General features: G+C 69.4%; 13 protein-coding genes and 6 pseudogenes. 11 read left to right on the top strand and 8 right to left on the bottom strand.

Going from position 1 to position 20,625, the window contains the following annotated elements:
* Nucleotides 1–92 precede the first annotated feature (92 nt).
* The 3 genes and pseudogenes from UK94_RS76675 to UK94_RS71315 all read left to right on the top strand — a co-directional run.
* Nucleotides 93–705 (top strand): annotated as a pseudogene (locus UK94_RS76675) (DNA polymerase III subunit beta); the annotation flags it as partial.
* A gap of 1 nt (nt 706) precedes the next feature.
* Nucleotides 707–962 (top strand): annotated as a pseudogene (locus UK94_RS71320) (DNA polymerase III subunit beta); the annotation flags it as partial.
* 811 nt (nt 963–1,773) lie between these two features.
* Entirely contained in the window at nt 1,774–2,082 is a 309-nt protein-coding gene (locus UK94_RS71315; RefSeq protein WP_055752602.1) for a hypothetical protein, read from the top strand.
* An 802-nt stretch (nt 2,083–2,884) separates the two neighbouring features.
* Here the strand turns inward: UK94_RS71315 and UK94_RS71310 are convergent.
* On the bottom strand, nt 2,885–3,067 hold a 183-nt coding region (locus UK94_RS71310; protein ID WP_235490787.1), incomplete at its 3' end, for a hypothetical protein.
* Between UK94_RS71310 and UK94_RS30695 the strand changes: the two genes are divergently transcribed.
* The 6 genes from UK94_RS30695 to UK94_RS30640 all read left to right on the top strand — a co-directional run bounded on the left by UK94_RS30695 (nt 3,051) and on the right by UK94_RS30640 (nt 10,891).
* Nucleotides 3,051–3,575, top strand: coding sequence for a hypothetical protein (locus UK94_RS30695; protein WP_055752600.1), 525 nt, complete (start codon nt 3,051–3,053; stop codon nt 3,573–3,575). The two genes, UK94_RS71310 and UK94_RS30695, sit on opposite strands and share 17 nt — an antisense overlap.
* Nucleotides 3,576–3,824: 249 nt before the next feature.
* The coding region (locus UK94_RS71305) for a hypothetical protein (protein ID WP_235490786.1) at nt 3,825–4,196 on the top strand (372 nt) is incomplete at its 5' end.
* A 1,425-nt stretch (nt 4,197–5,621) separates the two neighbouring features.
* Nucleotides 5,622–6,035, top strand: coding sequence for a hypothetical protein (locus tag UK94_RS30670; protein ID WP_055752595.1), 414 nt, complete (start codon nt 5,622–5,624; stop codon nt 6,033–6,035).
* 335 nt (nt 6,036–6,370) lie between these two features.
* The coding region (locus tag UK94_RS71300) for a hypothetical protein (RefSeq protein WP_235490784.1) at nt 6,371–6,616 on the top strand (246 nt) is incomplete at its 5' end.
* A gap of 1,109 nt (nt 6,617–7,725) precedes the next feature.
* Nucleotides 7,726–8,631 (top strand): N-6 DNA methylase, encoded by a 906-nt coding sequence (locus UK94_RS30650; protein WP_055752591.1) that lies wholly within the window; start codon nt 7,726–7,728, stop codon nt 8,629–8,631.
* Between the two features lie 1,726 nt (nt 8,632–10,357).
* Nucleotides 10,358–10,891: a hypothetical protein gene (locus UK94_RS30640; protein ID WP_055752589.1), complete on the top strand. Its 534-nt coding sequence runs from the start codon at nt 10,358–10,360 to the stop codon at nt 10,889–10,891.
* Nucleotides 10,892–10,931: 40 nt separating this feature from the next.
* On the opposite strand, the gene UK94_RS30635 is transcribed toward UK94_RS30640, so the two are convergent.
* Nucleotides 10,932–11,330: a hypothetical protein gene (locus tag UK94_RS30635; RefSeq protein WP_055752588.1), complete on the bottom strand. Its 399-nt coding sequence runs from the start codon at nt 11,328–11,330 to the stop codon at nt 10,932–10,934.
* A gap of 834 nt (nt 11,331–12,164) precedes the next feature.
* On the bottom strand, nt 12,165–12,368 hold a 204-nt coding region (locus UK94_RS71295), incomplete at its 3' end, for a hypothetical protein (protein WP_235490782.1).
* A 319-nt stretch (nt 12,369–12,687) separates the two neighbouring features.
* Between UK94_RS71295 and UK94_RS71290 the strand changes: the two are divergent.
* A pseudogene (locus tag UK94_RS71290) lies at nt 12,688–13,007 on the top strand (helix-turn-helix transcriptional regulator); the annotation flags it as partial.
* Between the two features lies 1 nt (nt 13,008).
* A pseudogene (locus UK94_RS71285) lies at nt 13,009–13,203 on the top strand (transcriptional regulator); the annotation flags it as partial.
* Between the two features lie 1,999 nt (nt 13,204–15,202).
* Here UK94_RS71285 and UK94_RS71280 read toward each other — a convergent pair.
* From UK94_RS71280 to UK94_RS71270, 5 genes and pseudogenes are all read right to left on the bottom strand, one after another.
* Nucleotides 15,203–15,755: AAA family ATPase (locus UK94_RS71280; RefSeq protein ID WP_235490798.1), on the bottom strand; the 553-nt coding region annotated here is incomplete at its 3' end.
* Between the two features lie 657 nt (nt 15,756–16,412).
* Nucleotides 16,413–16,619, bottom strand: a 207-nt coding sequence (locus UK94_RS71275; protein ID WP_235490780.1) for a hypothetical protein, incomplete at its 3' end; no start/stop codon positions are given.
* A gap of 507 nt (nt 16,620–17,126) precedes the next feature.
* Complete coding sequence (locus tag UK94_RS30610) at nt 17,127–17,444, bottom strand: C40 family peptidase (protein ID WP_055752584.1); 318 nt, start codon at nt 17,442–17,444, stop codon at nt 17,127–17,129.
* Between the two features lie 2,532 nt (nt 17,445–19,976).
* Nucleotides 19,977–20,281 (bottom strand): annotated as a pseudogene (locus UK94_RS30600) (site-specific integrase); the annotation flags it as partial.
* A gap of 206 nt (nt 20,282–20,487) precedes the next feature.
* Nucleotides 20,488–20,625: pseudogene (locus UK94_RS71270) on the bottom strand (IS256 family transposase); the annotation flags it as partial.

Genomic DNA, 20,625 nt, shown 5'->3' with positions numbered 1-20,625 from the left:
CGGTTCGCCGGGCGGCCCGGTGCACGTCCGCGCCGACGCGCACCGGGCCGCCCGCGTGACCGAACGATCCCGATCCCACGCGGGAGATCATCATGACTGTCACCGCACCGCCCGCCGCCGATGCGGGTGCGACCGCTGTCGTCCCGTTCCGGGACCTGCTCGCGGCGCTGGCCACGGTCGGTTCGGTCGTCGACCGCAAGAGCCGCCCGCCGTGGAACGCCGTCCTGGTCACCGGCGATCCGGCCGGAAACCTCACCATCACCGGCGCCAGCTACACGGCCACCGTCTCGGTCCGTCTGCCTGGCGTCGCCCAGTCTGCCGGCCGGTTCCTGGTGGACGGCTGGGCGCTGACGCAGATGTGCAAGGCACTGGTCCGCGGAGAGCGCCGACGCGACACCGACGACCTGCCCGTCTTTCTCGACGGCTCTTTCCCGGCCGCCCCCACCGTCACGATCGGCGACTACACCATCCCCCTGACCGGCCTGCCGCCGGAGGACCATCCCGGCGACTGCCAGCCCGCGCCGCCGATCGCCACCCTCGACCGCGCCGCCTTCCGCGCCGCGCTGGACCGTGTCCTGCCGGCGGCCGGACGGGACGACACCCTGCCGGTTCTCACCGGCGTGCACCTGTCGTTCGCTCCCGGTCTGGCGACCCTGGCCGCGACCGACCGGTACCGGCTCGCCATCGATTCCCTGCCCGCGACCGNCATCGACCCGGCCGGGCAGGAGCTGATCCTTCCCGGGAAGATCCTCGCCGCGTGCGCCGACACGTGGACCGGCCAGTCCGTGGCGATCGGCCGCCGCCGCGCCGAATCCGTGCGCGACGCCAACCGGGCCACCTTCACCTGCGGGCAAACCACGGTGAGCCTGGTCGAGACCGGCGGCACCTACCCACCCTGGCGCAAGCTGCTCGGCTCGCTCGACGCCCAGCACACCGCCACGTTCGACCGGGCCACGGTGCAGNCCCACGTGGCACGGGTCCTCGCGATCCTCGCCGCCCACCCGACCACCACCGGCCCCATCATGATCATGACGCTGACGCTCACCCCGAACGGTGTCCGGGTGGCGCCGCTGCTTCCCGAGCACGGCGGCCTGGTCAGCGCCCCAACCCTGCCCGCCACGACCTCGCTCACGGACGGGACCGTTCGCTGGGCGTTCAACGCCGCCTACGTCCGGAACGCCCTCACCGCGCTCCCGGGCGACACCGTCACGTTCCGCGGGCAGTCGGAGGTCACCAAAGCCGTCCTGCTCACCTCTTCCGGCGGGCAGACGGCGAGCGTTGCGCCATACCAGCACCTGCTCATGCCCATCCGCATGGACTGAATCGACCGACCGGCATCTTTCCACGGTTTCTCGATCTGCGCCGCTACGTCCCACACACGTTTTCGCGCCTCGAAGGGAGAACCGATGCGNGATTCATCCGTGAACTACGGAACGATCGACATGTACGGCGCGCTGCCACCGCATCTCGCCGCGAGCTGGGAACCGGGAAATATTGGCAGCTTTCCCCTCCGCATCACCACCCTACTCGATGAAACCGGCTGAATCAGCCTCCACATCGACACAGTCGTGACCCTGAAACTCGCCGACAAGAAACCACCGCTCACCGTCCTGGTCGACGATGGAGAGGTTTACAGCAGCCCCACCAAGACAGGCGGCGACCGCGACTGCGACCATCCCGTTTTCCTGGCGCACCGAATCCTGAGCGGGACATCCCACACACCTCTGCCGGGCTTTCCCTCCCGGCCGGATACGGAAAGGAACGTGATTACCGATGGTCTACCTGAGTCGCCGTCGCCGTCGGCGGATGCGGTTCTCGGTGTTCGCGCTGCTGCTGGTGTGGCTCCTGGGGGTCACCGCCGCGCACGACGTCACCATGCTCGTCGCCTACGCGGCGGTCGCCCTCGTCGCGATCACCGTCGACCTGACCGTGAGCCGACGCCGACGCCGACGGCGCCGCCTCCCACCGCGCGGACGCCGGCGCCGCGCCGATGCCACCGCCCGCCCTGGTCCGGGCACCCGCCCGGTTCGGCGGGCGGAGCCGGGGCGCACCAGCGCCCACTGGCCCAGGACGACCACCTGACCCGGTTCACACGTCGGAGACGACGCGGGACGTCGCCGGCACGGCCTACGGATGGATTCAGGCGGCCACCGAGTACGCCGACCACGGCCGCAAGGCGAGCACCGCCGAGGCCAGGGTCATCCGGTCGATGATCAAAAATGATCCGCTGAAGACGGCGGCGTTCCGCATCACGCGGGAACTGCTGACCGTCTGACGTGCCCGGATTCCCGGGGCGCCCGCCCACCCACATTGGGCGGGTGCCTCGGGCACCGTACCACCCCATCCCCCAGCATGCAGCGGCTGTCCGCGCCCTGGTTCGGGAGTCGTGTGCTGGCCTGTGTACGCAACGGAAAGGCGTATTGGTGGGCATTCACTATCTGAAGTTCGGACGCCGTGCGCACGACCCGACCACGGTGGTGTGGCGGGTACACGACGAAATGCGGGCGTCGGAGACCGTCCTGTTCGGCGAGCTGTCCGAGGTATCGACGGCGCTCGCCGGATGGGCGATCGAGGACCTGCTACGGCTGAAACTCATGAAGGAGCATCACAGCCTGTGGGAGAAGATCGGCCTCTACAGCGAGGCGGTCCGGCCGCCGGTGACCCCGCGGTGTGGACGGCTGCACTGCCCCAAGATCAAGCAGCATAGCCACCGGGTGTGGAAGCCCGGCGACGTCCTGGCGCTCACGAGCATGGACCCGGCGGACCGCACCCGCGCCGAGTGGCCGTTCCCNCACTGGGGTGTCGTGGGTGTCCGCGACGAGGACGACGCCTACGAGGACGGCATCTGCGTGGAGATCGGCTCCGAGCGGACACGCGTCTTCCNCAAGCCGACGGACATCCGCCGGCTGGAGCCTGACGAGCTCGTCATCGGCGTGTCCTCGTGGTGACGGCACCGGCCGGCCCGCACGGGTCCCGGGTGCTGACGGTCGAGGCGGGCGCTGTACCAGTCCGTCGGCGCGGCGCTGCCGCACGCGTCCAACGACCCGACGTTGCCGGTCCTGGGCACGGTGCTCCTTGACGTCGTCGACGGCGCGTTTCGAGCCGTCGCGACCAACAAGTACACCCTCGGGGTCGCCGTGGTTGTGCAGCAGGTCCACCCCCGAGACCCCCGCCTGCGGTTTCTGCTGGAGAAGGCGGACGCCGCCCGGCTGATCCGCCAGGTCAAGGCGGACACCCGCCGCAAGCCGCACACCCCGGTCAACCTGGAAGTGATCCCGGGAGCCGGCGAGCTGCACCGTCTGACGGTGCGCACGCCGCGCGGGCCGATCTTCATTGATGAGGCGGAAGGCCGCTTCCCCGAGGTCGACGGGGAACTCGGGTTCTCCGGCGAGCGGGTGGCGCTCGACGAGATCGCCTTCGATCCCGATCTTCTCGACTGCTTCCGGAAGTCGCGGGTGGCCCTGGACGAACAGGACCAGAGCCTCCTGCTGCGGTTCCGCGGCGCGGAGTTTCCTGTGGATGTGCAGATCGGTGCGCGTTTCCGCGGCCTGATCTGCCCGGTCCGCATTCTCTGACAGATACCAGTCCGGATGCGGACGTCGCTGTCCGCATCCGGACTGACCTCTCGTCGCACTCTGCGAAAGGTATAAGCGCATGGACGAATTAGGCGCATTCGTTATCGCCCTGGGCCCCTGCGGTGTCTGCGAGGTGCCGTTCCTCTTCAACCCGTACCTGGTGCCGTCTTTCAAGGACGACACGAGCCCCACCGCTGACACCGACCCGTGGCGGCCGATCTGCCGGACCTGCGTGGACCGGATCAACCNGCGGCGTGTGAAGGCCGGCCGGAAGCCGATTCGCGTGCCGGCGGGCGCCTACCCCGGCGGGGGAACCACCCCATGACCTGGTCAGGGCCGGTCATCCTCTCGGACCTTCCGCCTGGAGGGCCGAAGGAACACCGTGTCGTCGACAGCTACGACCGTGCCTACCGGGCGCGGCCCGAGGTTTTCCTGTGGTACGTGGCCGCTGTCGGCCCGGACCCGGCGCGCAATCAGCGGATCGCGGACGGCCTGCGCTGGACCGGCGGCGGCTTCGTCGTCGACGCGAAAGACGAAGCGCTGAACCGGAACACGATCATCGCAAGTTCCTTTTACCCGGTGGTGCCCGGTGACCGTTCCCGCTGGCGCCCCGCATTCTGAAAGGAGACATCCACCTTGCCATCGGCACACACCCTCCCCGCATGGCGGAGGGGCTACACGATGCGGGTCGTCTGCGACGACACGGCGAACCTGCGCGGGGAGCACGAACTCACGGTCGAAGAGGNCCAGCCCCTGGACTGCGGCTGCATACGGCTGGTCACCACCCGGCCGGGCGAGCCGACCACGGGCCGGTCTCGGGACATGCATGTGATCGACACCGCGGCGTGCGCCGTGCACGAGGAGACCGGGGGGCCGGTGCTGGTGAGCCGAGGGTCGCTGACGATCCGGCACACCCGCCCGGAAGGCACCGTGCTCACGGGCGCGTCCCGCCGCGGCGGCGCCGACATGATCCTCAAACCGGATTTCCGGTTCTCCCGCACNCTCGGAGCCTGGTACATCCAGGGGAGCCGGGACCGCGCCGCCGACCTGTGGAAGATCGGCAAGGCGGTGACGGCGCTGCGGGCCAGTCTGTGGACCGTCGCGATTGAGATAGACGAGACCCCGCGGGCGTTCACCGAGGCGGAGGGCGAGCGCTACGACCGGGCCGAGGAGCGGGCGACCTATCACGACGATGTGGCCGGCCGGGCGGTGGGNCGATCGGACGCCCGGTGGAACGCCGCCCGGCAGATCCGCGACCNTATGCCTCCCGGGCAGCCGNTCCTCGCCGGGCACCACTCGGAGGGCAAGCACCGTCGGGATCTGGCGCGAGCCGACAGTCACGAACGCGCCTTCGTCGAGGAGGCCGGCAGGGCGGACTATCACGCGAATCGAGCGCAGGCCGCCGCCCGGTACGAGACCGGCCGCAAGGACGTGCCGACGACGCTGCGGCGGATCAAAGAGCTGAAGGCGCGGGTCGGCCGGATCGAACGGAACCTGGCCGGTCGGATCATCGGGCCGCTGACGTGGGAGGAGACCGCCTGGCGCGACGCCCGACAGGCCGATCTCGTCCAGCTCGCCGACGAGATCGCCCACTGGGAGAAGCATGTCGCCGAACGGGAGGCCGCCGGCGAGAAGGTGTGGGGCCCGCCCGACTTCCAGGCCGGCGACATCGTGTACCTCGGTGTCATCTCCACGACGGTGGTCCGGGTCAACGCGAAGTCGTTGACCGTGAAGGCCCTCATCGGTGACCACGTGAACTGGAACGACCGAATCCCCTACGACAAGGTGACGCGCCGCGTCCGCCCCGGCGACACCCGACCGGAGGCCGGATGATGATCAGCCCCGCCGGGATCGAGTCGGAGCGGATGCCCGCTGTCGTCGACTGGGNGATCGCGCGATGCACCTGCGGCTGGTACCGGCTGGAAAGCGGCCGGGCAACAGCTCAGGCGACTGCGCGTGCANACCGCAACGACCCGGCCGGCGGCCCGCCGTCCCTGAACATCCCGCTTCCCACCTACACGACCACCACGATCGAGAGGCCCGACCATGCCGACCGCTGACGAAGCGCACGCACACTCCCAGGACGTCGACGCCGTGCTGGCACGCTTCCTGGCTGCCCGTGATGACTACTTCGACCTCCGTCTGACGGAGGTCGCCGCCGCGGTGCGGGCGAAGATCCCGGCCGCCGACACCATCGGTGTTGATCACGCCTTCTACGACTACGACGGCGTCCACGTCCACGTCCGGCGCGCCGTCAGTGCCGGCGGGCAGGTGCTCGCGGACCTCGACAGCGCGGACGATGCGTCCGCTGCGCTCGCCGAGGAGATCGCCGAGGAGATCGACGCCGTTCTCGACGCGCTGGCCGAGTACGGCTTGCGCCCCGAGGGCGATAACCCCGTGATCATCCTGCCCGCGGACGCGACCGTCCCCACCACGACCACTACGGAGGACAACCAGTGAGCAACAGCGACGCCGCGCCGGGGGACTCGACCCTTCAGGCGTGGCAGCGGGAGGTGCAGCGCCGCGAGGACGCGTTGACGACCGCCCGGGACGCCTACTTGTTCGCCCGGCTGGCGCTGGTCGCTCACCAGATCCGGACGTTCCCCACGACCAACGGGGTGGACCTGACTGCCGCGGCCCAGATCGACCTCGAAATCACCTACACCGAGGCCGGTAGTCCGCGCGCCGGGCTCAACCTGGTGATGGCGGCGGACGACACCGTGCTGGCGGACTGGCATCCGCAGGAAGGCGCTGCGGACCTGCTGCCCATCGAGGAGGCCGTCGCCGACGGTCTNCACGCCTGCGTCGCGAACGGACTTCCCTCCAGCGCGGCCCTGTCGCTTCCGCCTGCGGACACGCTGCCGCCGCCCGTTCCGGAGGGGCTGCGGATCGACCCGGCCACCCCGGAGGGACTGGCCATCACCAGCCTCTGGGAGGAGCTGGCCGAGATCGAAAAGCGTGCCGGCGACTGGAACGGCGGCGACGTCGTCGACGTGCTCGGATGCTGGTTCGCGTCGCTGGGGTACAGCACGAACACGTGACGCTGGCGCGGTCCTGAGCGACGCTGACGCGTCCTCGGTACCGCTCAACAGGTCAGTGTGATCGAGCAGGACGGCGAGCAGCCGGCGTCCGTTGCAACAGCTCCCCCTGCTCGCTCTCACATTCGATGATCACACACCCAAGGATTCGGGGAGTCGTCGACCGGGGCGTCCCCCTCATCCGGCAGCGGGTCGTCGAGCCCGTCCACCAGCTCTTCGAGTTGGCTGTCGGTCCATCCCACCAGCTCGCGTAGTTCCGAGTCGNCTTCGTCCAAGCCGGCGAGGACGATGGCGAGCTCGTCTTCCACCCAGCGCCGAGCTCGGACACCCACGCCGACAGAAACGCGCTCCGGTGGGGNCAATCGGATTTCCCTTTCGCCGGGACGTCACGTGCCCGCCTTTCCGTTCTTCATCGCCGCGCGCCGGGCGTCGGTCGCGCCGTGTGCGCGAGGAATCCCACGAACAGGAAACACATCATGACCGACCCGACACCACCCGCGATTCCGCTGTCCATGGCCCACCTACCGACCGCTGGCGGCCTCGCCGTCCCGTGGATCACTCCCCGTACAGGCGACGGGCGCCACCTGTTCGGTGCCGTCGATGCCGACCGCAAGGACCAGGCGCTGCTGAGGCGGCTGTGCGGCGTGTGCGGCCGTCGCCACGACGAGCGTCTGGTGCTGCTGATGCGTCTGTCGGACCTGCCTCGGCAGTGCACCGCCGAGCCCGCGCTCCACCCGACCTGCACGGCCTACACCATCGCCGCCTGCCCGATGGTCGGGGGACGTCTCGACCACTACCGGACCACGCCACAGGCACTTGACCCAACGATGATCCGCCCGGTCGACTCGCCGGCCCGCCGCGGCGCGCCCGCCGAGCCCTGGTTCGCCGTCTGGCTACCCGGCTACACGGTCATCACCGACCACGGCGCCCTCGCCGCCTCCTACGCCGGCAGCACACCGCTACGGATTCGCCCCATCACCTGGCCGGTTTCCTTTCTCCGCATGACCCGGNCCGCGAGCACGCACGGCCCTTCCTGACCGCCGCGGCGCGACCCGCGCCCACCGCATCNCCCCCGTCCCCCGCTCCTATCCCGCGAAGGGAGGTGATCGCGCATGCCCGCGACTTCCCGCAGACCGCCCGGCGCTGGCACCCCTGACGCGACGAGCCTCGCGGAGTCCGTCGCGCGTGCCTGGCACCGCGCGAACCACGCAGCCTCACCGCAGATTCCGCTGTCCACCGTCGCCGCCCTCGCCCTGATCACACCACCGCCGGGCCAGATCTCCGCCACCGCCGATCTCATCGCCGGCCTGGACACCGAGCAGTTCCGCCGGTTTACGCGACTCCAATGGACGATCTTCGTGCGGGCGCGGCCCGACCTCCTGCCCGCCGCCTGGCCCCTGGTCGAGCCCTGGCTCGGCGCCGATCCGCCGGACGACGCCGCCATCGACGCGGCCCGCCGCGTCGCCCACGCCGCGCTCGACGCCGGACAACTGCACCTGACCGGCACGCTACGACGCCGGGACGTCGACCTGTTCGGCCCGCTGCTCGTCGAGCTGCGCGCCGACGGCGCGCGTCTGGCCGCTGGCCAGTACTACACCCCCGGCCACATCGCCGACGCCCTCACCGCCGGCCTGATGACCGCGGTAGAGCCGGGCCAGTCCGTGATCGACCCGGCGGTCGGCACCGGCGGGCTGTTCCGCGCCGCCGCCCAGACGCTACGCGCCCAGCACATCGATCCCGCCACCATGCTGTGGATCGGCGGCGACGTCGACGAAGTCGCGATTGCCTGCGCCGCCGCGAACGCGGTGCTGTGGCAGCTCGGCCCGAACGTCGTGCTCGGCGTCGGCGACACCCTCACCGACACCTGGCAGACCGCCGCGATCACCCAGCGCCGCGAGGTCCTCCACATCGCCGAACGGCTGCGCGCCACCGCGTTCGCCGCCGACGTGCTCGGCACCCTGGCCCGCCTGGTCGACGCGGCCAGCACCGAGCGCGCCGCTCCCAACCCCCGAACCTGACAACCAGCCCCGTTCCACCGGCGAGAACAAGCCGCACCAGGAAGACCACACACGTCGGCCCGCCGCACCTGCCTCCCGCGGCGGGCCGACGTGCGTCACCGTCGGCGCGCCCTGGTCCCGCGCACCCACCGTCCGACCGGTGGGTGCGCCGGCACCCGGCCCCATCGCCTCGCGCACTCCGATCAGCCCGTCCGCCGTGTTGCGCCCGCAAAGGAGCGCCCCGCCATGCCGTCAACCCCGCACCTCATCGGCTTCGCCGAACTACTCGGCCGGCTCCGCCACGTCCTGACCATCAACGGCGAGGACACCGTCGCCCTCCGCTTCGCCGTTCTGCCTATTCACCCGTACTTCGACCGGGACGGCTGGCCGCGCCGGCTACACGCCCACGTCCTGTTCGGACTGGACACCCACCTCGACCCGACGAGCATGCTCAACCTCGAACCTGTCGCCGACGTCCTCGGGGCACTCGGCTACCCGCTGACCGCCAAGGCCGCCGCCCTCGCCAGCGAGGCTGAGCAGCTCACCTTGCAGGGCTGGACCTGGGGCCACGCCGTCACCACCGCGATCCTGCGCACCGTCGAGGACGACGAGCCGGAAGACACCCGCATCGGCGACGCCGCCGTGATGGCCGTGCTCTCTCACGTCGCCGCCTGCCACGCCACCGAGATGACCAGCCCAACCCGGGCCACCGCGCTGTTCCACCGCGGCTACCCGACCGGGCTGCTCGGCCACCTGGCCGCCTACCTGCGCATCGACGCCGTCCACGCCTCCGCCGTCGGAGACCGCAGCGCTCTTGCCCTGTTCGGCCACCTCGGCTGGACGCTGTCCCCCCGNGCGAGCGCGGTCCTCTCCACCGCCGAGCAGGTCGAAGCGGCCGGGGCCACCTGGACCGACGTCGTCATCGAGNCCAGGGCCACGCGCCGGGACCACCTTCGCCGCGACCCCTGGGACCACTGAACCGCGGGCGGTGTCCGCGACCACCTGGGCCACCCGCCCGCCGAGCGCCGCGCTGTTCGACCCACCGCTGCCGCCACGCGAGGGCCGCCGGCGGGCGGCGGCACAACCGCCGCATTTCTCGCTGACAGGGACAGCCGTTTCTCTTCCTGCCGGCCTACACCAACCTCCCACCTCGAACATCTGTACGAGAAGAGAGAACCAGCATGCGTGAATACATTGCGCGCGTGGGAACGGATGANGCCTGGCTGTGCCGATGCGGGAACAGCCCGACGGCCGGCGGATTCGCACCGGTCCACCGGGGCAGGGAAACCGACCCGGGCTCGGCCTGGTGGAGGGGCCACTACTGCTGCCTGACCTGCGGACTACTGATCCACTGGCCCACCCGGGAGATCGTCGGACGCGTCGACCTCGCGGACCTCGTCCTGCGCGCATCGGCGCCNTGCGCGAGCCGCCGGCGGCGACAGCCTTTCCACCGGCGCAGGAGGCGACTCCGCCATGGAGGACGAACGTGACGACCGGGCAAGCAGCAGCTCGGGCGCACGACTCCATCACGGCAGCGCGCTCCGGCGATGTACCGGGACAGACATCGACACGAGTAGGAAGGCTGTGACGGACGGCCCGAGGGCGACGGGTGGTGAGGGCGCTCCCGGTGTGGTGCCCACCGTCCTGGNGCGATCAGACTGGTGGCGAAGGCCGGTCCGCCATGCCCCGCGCGGGCGTCCGGACCGGGCTGCCGCTGCGAGCCCGCGCCACGTAGAGGACACCGCTGATGAACCTCGAATCCCACGTCCTGGTCGACATGACCGTCAAGGAGGTCCAGGAAGCCCTGGCGAAAGGAGACCAACCCGCGATCGCGGTCCTGGAAGGAGAGCCCTCGCGGACGCTGAGCAACTCGGCCTACCTGCGTGACCCCGCCCGCGCGGAAGAGTTCGAGCGGCAGGTCGCCGAGGAGGCGAACCGTATCGATCTCGAACGCCTCATCCTGGCCGTTCCGCAGATCAGCAGGCCCGTCGTCATCGACGGCGACGACGAAGTCCGGCTGCGCTCCCCGTACACCGGTGGCCCGCTGCTGGAGGACGACGGCGAGATGCACGTAATCCTGTGGGTGCTCTGGGACGAGGAGGAGGGCCACGAGTCTGGGATGGTCCCCTACCAGCGCAAGCGCGACGGCACGCCGGTCTTCGACGCGTTCGACGGGTCGGACTACATCTTCTCGATTCCCCTGAACCCCGGGGCCGGACCCGGCCTCGTCCTGCTGCGTGCACTGCTCGACGAGAACCTGCAACGGCGCACCCGCCCCTGACCGCCCCGCCGGCACCGCCCACAGGGGCACGCGGCCGGTGTCAGGCCAGGCTGACCCGGTCCAACCATCGCACCAGCGGACCAGCGCCGTCCCGGGCCAGATCGATCACGGTCGCGGCCTCCCGTAGCGCACGGGCGACCAGCACCCCGGCGACCGCGACCGGCCCGGGATGCCGGCTCGCGAGGTACGCGAAATCGCCGTCGCCCGTCACCAGCAGCAGCGGCTGACTGTCGCTGCGGTAGGCGTCGGCGAGCGCGAGGTCCGCGCGCTGCCAGCCCTCGGCGGCCACCAGCCGGCTGTCCGCCGGCCAGCGCACCGCCGCCAGCCGCCCGGACGCGCCCGCGGCCGTCACCGCGCACCCGTAGCCGCCGACGATCCGCATCGTCACCGTCATCCACCGGGCCGCGAGATTGTCCGCGTCCGCCAGGACCTGCACCACAACAGATGATCATAGGCGGGGTCGTGGCGACACGGGACGTACACCGACGCATACCGTGGACAGGCCCACGAGCCGGCTACNCCCCCCACCGCCGTTCCACCGCCAAGGAAAGCTGGAACGGTATTCCTGGACCCCGCTGGAGGCCGCGATGAACGACGCCACCTGGACCCTGGTGACCGACGTCGTGGACCGCGTGCAGCAGTCCATCCGGATGACCGACTACCCGGCGATCGTCATCCTTGACGGGGACCGTAGGCAGATCCTCTCCGATTACGACTACGTGCACGGCGAGAACGCCCGCGCCGACTTCGAGACCCGCGCCGCCGACCTCGCCCGCACCCTGCACGCCCGCCGGTTCACCTTCGCCGTCCCGCAGATCATCGAGATGCTCCCCGGCGGTCTTCAGGCCCACGCGTTCTCCGTCCGGCCGCTACGCGACGGCGAGCAGGAGAGCGTGGTCTGGACCGCCTACGACGCCGACGACGGCGTCGACTACGGCTGGGCTCCCTACACCCGCCGGCCATCCGGCCAGCCCATCTTCGACGAGCCCAGCACATTCCACCTGCCGGCGCTGCCGACCGACTTCCCTGGCGTCCGCCTGCTCCGCCTCCTCGCTGACGAGTAGACCGGACGCTCGCCCGACAGGTCCCGGGCACGCTCACCGGGCGCTCCCGGCCGCCAGCCCCGGCCCGCGCACCCTGACCGACCGGGCCCGGCACGTCACGGCCCGGTCGTCCATCCGCACGCTCGTCGAGAAGGCCGGCGCGCTCCTGGACGAGCCGAGCCACGCGCAGCGGCCGTGCCCAGGCAGCCAGCCGGTCGTACTGGGAGCGNCCCCCGCGGGGGACCGTGCACCAGCGGGTGACGAGAGAACAGCACCTCCAGCTCGCTGATGGCCTGCCCGCCGGTGGCGAGGACGGCGACAGGGCCGGCTTCCCTCGTCAGGCTCTTCTTTTTGCTGTCCCCTGATTGGCGCCCAGCTTCCCGGCGGACCGGCCGCCGACCGCACCGCAGGGTGAGCCCGATGCGGCGACGCACGGTCCCGATCCGCCCGCGCCTCCCCGTCGAACACCTCACCCGCTCACCTGCGCGAGGACCGCCCGCTCCGGGCAGCCCGAATTCCGTGCCGCCNCACCCCGTCCAGCCTCGCGAGCCATCGACAGCCGACCCGCATGGTCCCGGCCGCAGAACCGTATCGGCGAACTGATCACTGACCCCGAGCGGAGCTCGGCCGCACGCAGCCCGCCTCGGACCTGCCCCCGCTCCCGGCCGCAGGCCGAGCCCCGATATCCGACGTTGACACCGGCTCGGCCCCCCCTTTCCCGCCCCCGCTCCCACCCATCCGCAGGGAGGAAACATGCCCATTACCAGCGAGAATCGTGCCTACGCCCGCGAGGTAGGCATCCGACTGCGCACCATCCGCGCCCAGCAGGGCCGCACTCTTCAGCAGGTCGAGGCCCTCTCGCGCGGCCAGTGGAAGGTCGCGGCGCTCGGCTCCTACGAACGCGGCAACCGCATGCTCAGCATGCAGAGGCTCGCCGCACTCGCCGCGTTCTACGGCGTCCCCGTCCACGACCTGCTGCCCGGCGGACAACCCGGCCCACTCCCGCCGCGGGCGGTCCGCATCGTGCTCAACCTGCCCGCCCTGACCCGCGTACCCACCGACGACGCCGGACCNCTGCGCCGCTGGGCCGTCGAGATCCAGCGGGAACGCGGCGACTACGCCGGCCAGGTCCTCTCGATCCGCGAAGGGGACCTGCGCACCCTCGCGACCCTCTACGCCCTCGACCGCAACCAATTGCTCGACAAGCTCCAGCAGTGGGAGGTGCTCGACCCCATGAGCAGCATCGCGAACACCTCCGATACCGCCTGAACGTAGGCGCCGTGATCCAGTCGACAGCGCTCCCACTACCGCGCCCTCAGCCATCATCGAACCGTGAGGGACAGCCCGTGTTTCCTCGAAACCGAGCGGCTGCTGCTCGTCCCGCTGTCCACGGGCACCGTGGTGTCGGAGGAGGTACCCACGACGTGCACGACGCACTGACCATCGACCCGCGGGTCAAGCGGGCGGCCNGGCNTTACCGGCGTCGCCGGATGCTGATCCCGATCGTCGCCCAGCTGCTGCTCATGCTGCCCGCGGTCGCGTGCCTGATCGTGTGGCCGCCGTTCGCCAGTCCCGGTGGTATCCATGGCCTCGCGGCGGGAGGGCTGGCGGTACTCGGCGGCGTCGCGGGTCTCGGCTGCTACAGCAGCCGGGTCACCTGGGCGCTGGACAGGGCACCGCTTGCGCCGGCCAGCGCGCGCGTCGCCCACCACGCCCTGGCTCTGCGCAGGACGCTGCAAGACCCTGACCTGGCGGGGATAGCACGCCATACCGAGGCCGTCAGGCTCCTCTACCTGCTGGCCGACGCGGCAGACCGCCTCGCGCGCGACCTCGGGGACACCATCCCCGGACTGGCCGCCGCAGATCTCGCCACGACCGTGGCCAGGGACGCGGACACGACCCGAGCCGACCTCCTCACCGGCGTCTGCCGCATCCTGGACACGATCGCGTCCGTCCAGCAGGTGATCCTCGGCCCCCTGAGCAATCACGAGATTCCCGACCCGCCGCTGTCTGGCCCCGATCCACGAGAGAGTTTCGAGCGCACCGCCGCCGGACTGGACCGCGCCGCCCGCGGCGCGCTCGATCTCGTCACCCTCGCCCTGACCCCACCGGCTCCCAGCCACCCGCAGCAATGACGACCGCTACGGCTCGAATCCGGCCATCACGCCGCCTGCTCGGCGACCGTCCGCGCGGCCTATCTCGGTAGACAGAGGCGCTTCGGTCCCAGTAAGTCTTTGTCGGGGCGTCGCATCGAATGCGCATGTTTGCCTGTAGGTTTTCATCTTTCATGTCGCCAGAAGTCCGGAGTACCAGCGCTTTGGCGCACGTTCTCATCGAGCTGGCGTCAGGCTGGTTCTCAACGATCTGCCGTTTCCCTCGGAGCGGTGCCGGTTGCGATCGGCCAGACCGCCTGCATCGCGGTCGCTGCGGCCGGGCGGGGTCCTCATGGCTACACGGAGCGTGCACCCCGCAGGCGCACGCTCCGAGCACCAGCGATGGTCGGTTGCGGATGAGCGCCCGAAGCAGCTGATGAACCAGCCTGGAAACATCCCGAAAACGGCCCCGCTCGCCGCGCACAGCCCCCCGCCGGTCCGCCCCGTCGCTCAGGCGAGGTCAGCTCAGCGCTTGGGGAGCAGGGAGTTGAGTCGCGTAAACAGCAGATCGGCACGCGTGATCGTTTCCGCGTCGATGCGCGGGGCGAGCGCGGCCTGCTCTCGGAGGAGAACCGCCGCCGGCTTGTAGTGGTTGAACCTTGTGGCGATCTTCCGCTTCTTGAACACCGCCTCGATCTGCCGAAGGACACGGGGGTCCTTCGCGTTGAGTTCTGAAGCGCGGATCGGGGTGGTTAGCTGGGGTGTGTAAGCGCGGTTGACGAGTTCGAGGTAGAAGCCCCGGTCGAACAGGTCCTCGATGTCTGCGTCGNCTGTACCAGTGAACTCGCTGATCTGGAGGAGNCCGTTTTTGGCCAGCTGGCCATTGTCCCGAAGACGTTGGACGGCCCCGACGTCCTTGGTGCTGGAGTCGACGAGAACCGCGACGTTCAGCTTGTTNGCGCCCAGGAGGGTCACGAAGGTAGACAGTTTCCCGGAGCCGCCGATGGGGGTCTTCACCCAGNGGGGGTCGAGTCCGATGGACCCCTTCGCCTCGGCGACATCCGTGAGGATGTCCAGGTAGATCAGGTCGCTCGGGCCTTCGAGGAGCAGGGTGTGCTCGCCCACGAACAGCGTCTGGGTCATCTCGATGNCCATCGCGGTCAGGAGCGGGAACNCAGTGTCCTCGTCAGCCTTGAAGATTTCCGAGGAAACCTTCGCTCCGCCGCGCTCCATGTCGATAACCGTCCTGACCCTCTGGATGTTGTCCGGGTCGACCATGAACGGGGAGTGGGTGGTGTAGAGGACCTGGTGCTTGGGCGCCAGTCGCTCGTCGATCAGGCGGAGCAGGTCCCCCTGGGCGCGGCCATGCAGGGACAGGCCCGGCTCATCTAGGAGGAGGATCAGGTCCGTGGTGCCGGCCGCCTCCAGCTCGTTGAAGTAGGCAAGGAAGGAGAAGAACCAGACGAAGCCGCGGGACCGGTCGTCGAAGGGCACCGAGGCGCGGTGCCGGCGGTTGAAGACGCGGACCTGGAGGATCGGCCCCTCGTCGAAGGGCGCGGTGGCCCCGACCTCAGGGGGCAGGACCTTCAGCTGGACTTCCAGCTCTTTGTTCTGCGACCAGTACTCGAAGACTTCGTCCGAGATGACGTTGCCGGAGTTCTCCAGCTCACGGAGAAGCCGTTCGTGCTGGTCGGTGTTCTTGAACTCCTCCGGTGACACGCCCGCCATGTCCAGGAGGCTCAGCAGCGCACGCTCGCCGCGCGTAATGTCTCCTGACTGTCGCCGCCGGATCAGATCGGGCAGTGCGACCTTGCCCGGCATCGTGTCGTAGTCCGCGAAGTAGACGAACTTCGGCATGGACGGATTGGCGTACTGGTCGATGAGGTGACACCCGAGGCTGCCGTTGCGCCAGCCGCGGAGGCGGTCGGCCAACGCGGTCGCGTCGGAAGGGGGCTCCTTCAGCTCGTCAAGGGCATCGAGGAAGTCCGTGACGGTCTTCACGCTCCCGATGGCCTTGGCGCCCGCGGCCGGAAGGTCCAGGGTGGATCGCAGGNGGTCGACGACCGCGGCCTCGTTGTAGGAGAAGCTGAACGACTTGGACTTGTCGCGGTAGCCGATTTCGACGGCGAACTCGGGGCTCCTCATGGNCTTTGGGCCGAGCTCCTCCTCGATGGCCTTCATGATGGTGTCGTCGAGACGGAACGTCGCCGTGAGCACGGGAATCTTCTCGCCGGCAGGGAGCTNCTTGCGTTCGCGGGTCTTGCGGGCAGGGAAGTCGACCACCTCGTCGAAGGCGGCGGGCTCCACCGGGTTGAGCCGGAAAAGCGCTTGGAGGAGGGTCGTCTTGCCCGACTCGTTCTTCCCGACGAGGCAGGTGACATCCTNCTCGATGTCGAAGCTGTCGGAGTCCTCGACGGACCGATAGTCAGTGACGCGAGCCTTGATCAGTTGCACTGTGCCTGAAGGTCCTTCCTCGTGTCCTGCGAGAAGGCCCGGCGCACCAGAGGCGTCAATCACAACGAGTGACACTGAATGTCTCAGCGTCATGTTCGAGGGTATGTTCCAGACGCCAATCAGGAGCGACCCCGACACCCGTCGACCTCGACGCCGCCGGGGTCCTCTCTTGAGCTGATCTGAGGGTAGCGTGCCTCACCGACAACTCCGAACGACCTGCCTCGTTCCCGCGCCGCGCGGGTGGCCTGGCTGGGGGCTGGGAGGACACGAGGCCGTCCTACCACCTGTCCGACCTCGGTGATCGGCGCCGGAGCCGTCACGGCCGACGATGCGCGACCAGTACCAGCCCGAGTAGTACGCGGCTTTGTAGCAGTGGAACTCCGCACCGGCGGGCACGCCGTCAGGTCATCCACGGCGACACGGTCCAACGTCGTGTCCACCTCGGTCCCGGCTTCCGACCGGTACCGGACCCAGACACTTCGCCCAGACCGTGACGAACCGCCACCAACCGATCAGGGTTACTCCGCGCACCGCCGAACCCGGGACGCCACGCCGAGCCACCTTCTCATCGATCTGGCCAGTCGGCGACAGATCGGTGACATCTTTTTTGAGAAACTGTCAGCTGTTTTGAGAACCTACATTGCCCTACTTGCCCGGCCTGGTTGCGCCGAAATAGTCGTCCTTTTGCCACCTATATGGAGCGATTTTGACCACTTTTTTACGCCCTGGAGCTGTGATCATCTGCCCGTCTCCGATATAGATCGCGACATGGTGGATGTTGCTGGCGGTGCCGTAGAAAACGAGGTCGCCGATCTGGAGTGGTTCCCGGGGCGGGACCACGGACCCGGCCTCATACTGGGTCTGTGCGGTGCGGGGCAGGTCAATCCCGGCGGCCAAATAAGCGGCCCGGGTGAGACCGGAGCAGTCGAAGCCGCCTTCGGCCGGTTCTCTGAACTTGCGCATACCGGACAGAACTTGCGGACGCGCCTTATTCGGGTGCCTGGTTCTCGGGTGCAGTGCGAACGATGGTGCGTGCGGCGAGGTGGTGGAGGTCTGGCATGCCGAGGTGGACGGTGGCCTGTCGGNTGGTAAGGCGGTCGAGGTCGGTGAGTTTGGTGTTCGCGGCGGCGAGGCTGATGGTGAGTCCTTCGATGTCTCCGAGCCATCCTTGCTGTTCGGCTTCGGTGATGCGGTCTTGGATGTTGTCGCGGACCTCGACGAGTCGTGGCCGTTGGCGTGGGTCGGGGCGTAGCATCGGGCAGCGTATGCAGGCGTGTTCGTGGATGCAGGGGGTGTTGTAGGCGCGTCCGCAGGTGCCGAGCGATACTTTGCGGCGCTGGAAGTGGCCGAAGAAGTCTTCCCATTCTTGTTCTGTCGGTGCGCGGTATTCTTCGCTGGGTCGCACGGAACGGCGGCGGGAGATCCAGGCGCGATGCGCTTCGATGGTTTCGGCGGGGTAGGTCGCCTTGTATCCCATGGTGGTGTTGATGTCGCGGTGCCCGCAGATGGCCTGGGCGATGTGGGGTGGCAGTCCGCTCATCACCGCGTCTGTGACGAAGATGCGGCGGAAGTCGTGTGGGGTGAAGTCGAGAGGTTTGTTGTCCGGTCCGGTCAGTCCGGAGTGCGCGAGGGCGTTATCGAGTGCTCTTTCGATGGCCCGGCGTGGTAGGGCACGGTTCTCGGCGCCCCAGCGTCGCTGGAACAGCAGCGGCATCGGCGGGAGCCAGAGGCGTTCGTGGATGTCGTAGGAGGGGACGAGAGGCACTGCGCCGGTGGTGTCGCGGACCCGGCAGATCACGGCACTCAGGACGTCGGCGAGTTCCGGGCTGACCAGCAGAAGTCGTTCGGTGTCTGTTTTCGACGGTGCTATCTGCAGGAGAGGGACGAGTTCACCGGTGGTGGGAAGCTGGTATTGGACGAAACTGTGGTGGGTGAGTTCGAGGAGTTCCTCGGCGCGGATACCGGTGTGCCGCAGGATCTCGACGGTGGCCCAAGCCCAGAACGCCTCGTGTTCCTCGAAGGTCAGATTGTAGCGGGCGCCGGTGGTCGGGTCGTCGGCCCAGACCCTCGTGCCGCCGGAGCTCGGCATGGGCGGTCGGAGGAAGGTGCGTCCGGTGGCGGTGAACGAGTCGCCGGGCTGGGTGGCGCATGCGGCGGCAAGGCGTTCGGCGGTGTCACGGCGGCGTTGCTCGACGGCGCGGACGAGGGCCGGCAGTACCGGTAGGCGTTCCCGAGTGCGCTGGTCCATCCGGGCCTTGCGGTGCATCCGGTCCTTCCACCGGTCAACGTCGGCGGGTGTGACGGGGCAAGGCGTGGCCCAGGGGCCCCATCGGGCCGNGTCCTCCAACGCCCACTGCGCGATGTCGAGGTAGAAGGCGCGCACCGAGAACATGCAGCTCTTGGCGTTGACCCGCGGGGTTTCGACGTCGACGGGTTCCCCGTCGCTGCCGACCACCTTCTTGGTCCGGACCTGGATGCGTTGCTTCCAGGCCGCGGCCACTTCGGGGGGCAGGTGCAGGGAGTGGATGCCGGGATGGTGGCGTTCCAGGTCGTGCCAGAACAGGCCGGCGAGCCGGTCGGCGAGTTCCTTGAGACTGACGTAGTCCACGGCGGGCTGCCGGTGGCGCAGGTAGTCGACGATGAGGTCGCGCACCGGCTGGCAGCGCAGTGAGTAGCGGGCGACGAGGGCCTCGACGGTGAGTTGGCCGGTCGCGCCGCGGNACGCCCGGATCGTGGGTGGCGCGTCGGGTGGAAAGACCCCGGCATCGTGGAGGAGCTGGTAGACGTAGGTCTTGCAGGTGCCCCCCTTGGCCTGCACCGAGCTTTGAACGTCGAGTAGCTCGACNCAGTCGCCGGGAGCGATGTCGGCGACCAGCCCGCCCTTGCAGGCCATGATCGTGGCGGCGCGGTAGAGCGCGAGGCGGACCATCAGCGGNGCCGCGGCCGGGTTCTGCTCGGCGCATGCCCGCAGCCGGGCGAAACCCTCGGGGTCACGGGAGCGTTCCATAGCCGCCTGGAAACGTGGGGACTGGCGCGNCATCATCCACCGCACCCCGGGCCGGATAACGTCACCGCAGATGAGCGCGAGCAGGCCGGTCGACAGGAGGCGTTCGTAGGTGTCGTCACCGACGTCCCGCAGNCAGTCCGCCGCCACGTCCCGCCAGAACTTCCCGTCGAGGTCCTCCACGCCCGTGGCAAGCCAGCGCTGCTGCCAGGTCGCGCCCGGATGGCCCTGCAGCCAGCGCAGGACACCGGTGATGCCGCTGCGGCGCTTCCACTNCACGGCCTGGTTGTCCGACCCGTAGGGCGGGGGAACGAGCAGCTCGACGATGCTGTGACGGCCGAGGGTGGTCGCCGGCCAGGACACCGGAACCCTCCGTGGCGGGAACTGCCCCCGCAACCGCGCCGCCGCACCCGCGGTGCCGCGAGGCGTCGCCGGCGTTCTGCCCTCAGCCCGCGACCCGTCTGGGGGCGGCTGNCGGTCCAGGAGTTCGGTCACGGCGTTCGCCCCCCGAACAGAACCTGCAGGCTGTCGGTCCGGTAGCCCGCGGCCGGCAGCGGTGGCGGCGCGGCACGGCCGGCGGCGCGGCGCTCGTGGTGGGCGCGCATCCCGGCGAGGACCTCGTCTTCGAACGGTGTCGTGTAGATCTGGGTCGTGGTCAGGCTCGCGTGCCCGAGCACCCACTGCACGTCGGTCAACGCCACCTCGGGATCCCGTGCCATCCGGTAGGCCGCGGTATGACGAAGATCGTGCAAGGTCCAGTTACTTCCCAGCACAGCCTGCGCACGGATGAAGGCTGNCCTGGCGGCGTGATAGGTCAACGGGCGTAGGGGCTGCCGCAGCGTCCACCACAGCGGGTCGTCCCGCCCGCGNGGCGCCTGGCCGTCGAGCTCCTGCTGGTAGAGGCGGAGCCACACGAACGCGTCCGGNGACGCCGGCAGTCGGAGCCTGTCACGATTTCCGTGTAAGCCAGAGGTGAATAGCTTAGCTTACGCGTTCACGCTATCAGAAAGGTAGGCGTCCGGGGAAGAGGTTGGCGAGCGTGTTGAGCGCGATTTTCCATCCGTGGGTTCCAGTGCCGGACTCGCCGCCCCGCTGACTCGATATGTTGCGAAGCCCGAGGTAGAGTAGCTTCATCGCCGC

The sequence above is a fragment of the Frankia sp. AvcI1 genome, assembly GCF_001420875.1.
GTDB lineage: Bacteria > Actinomycetota > Actinomycetes > Frankiales > Frankiaceae > Frankia > Frankia alni.
Note: the sequence above shows the minus strand (reverse complement) of the source record. Positions and strands in the feature narration are given on the sequence as shown.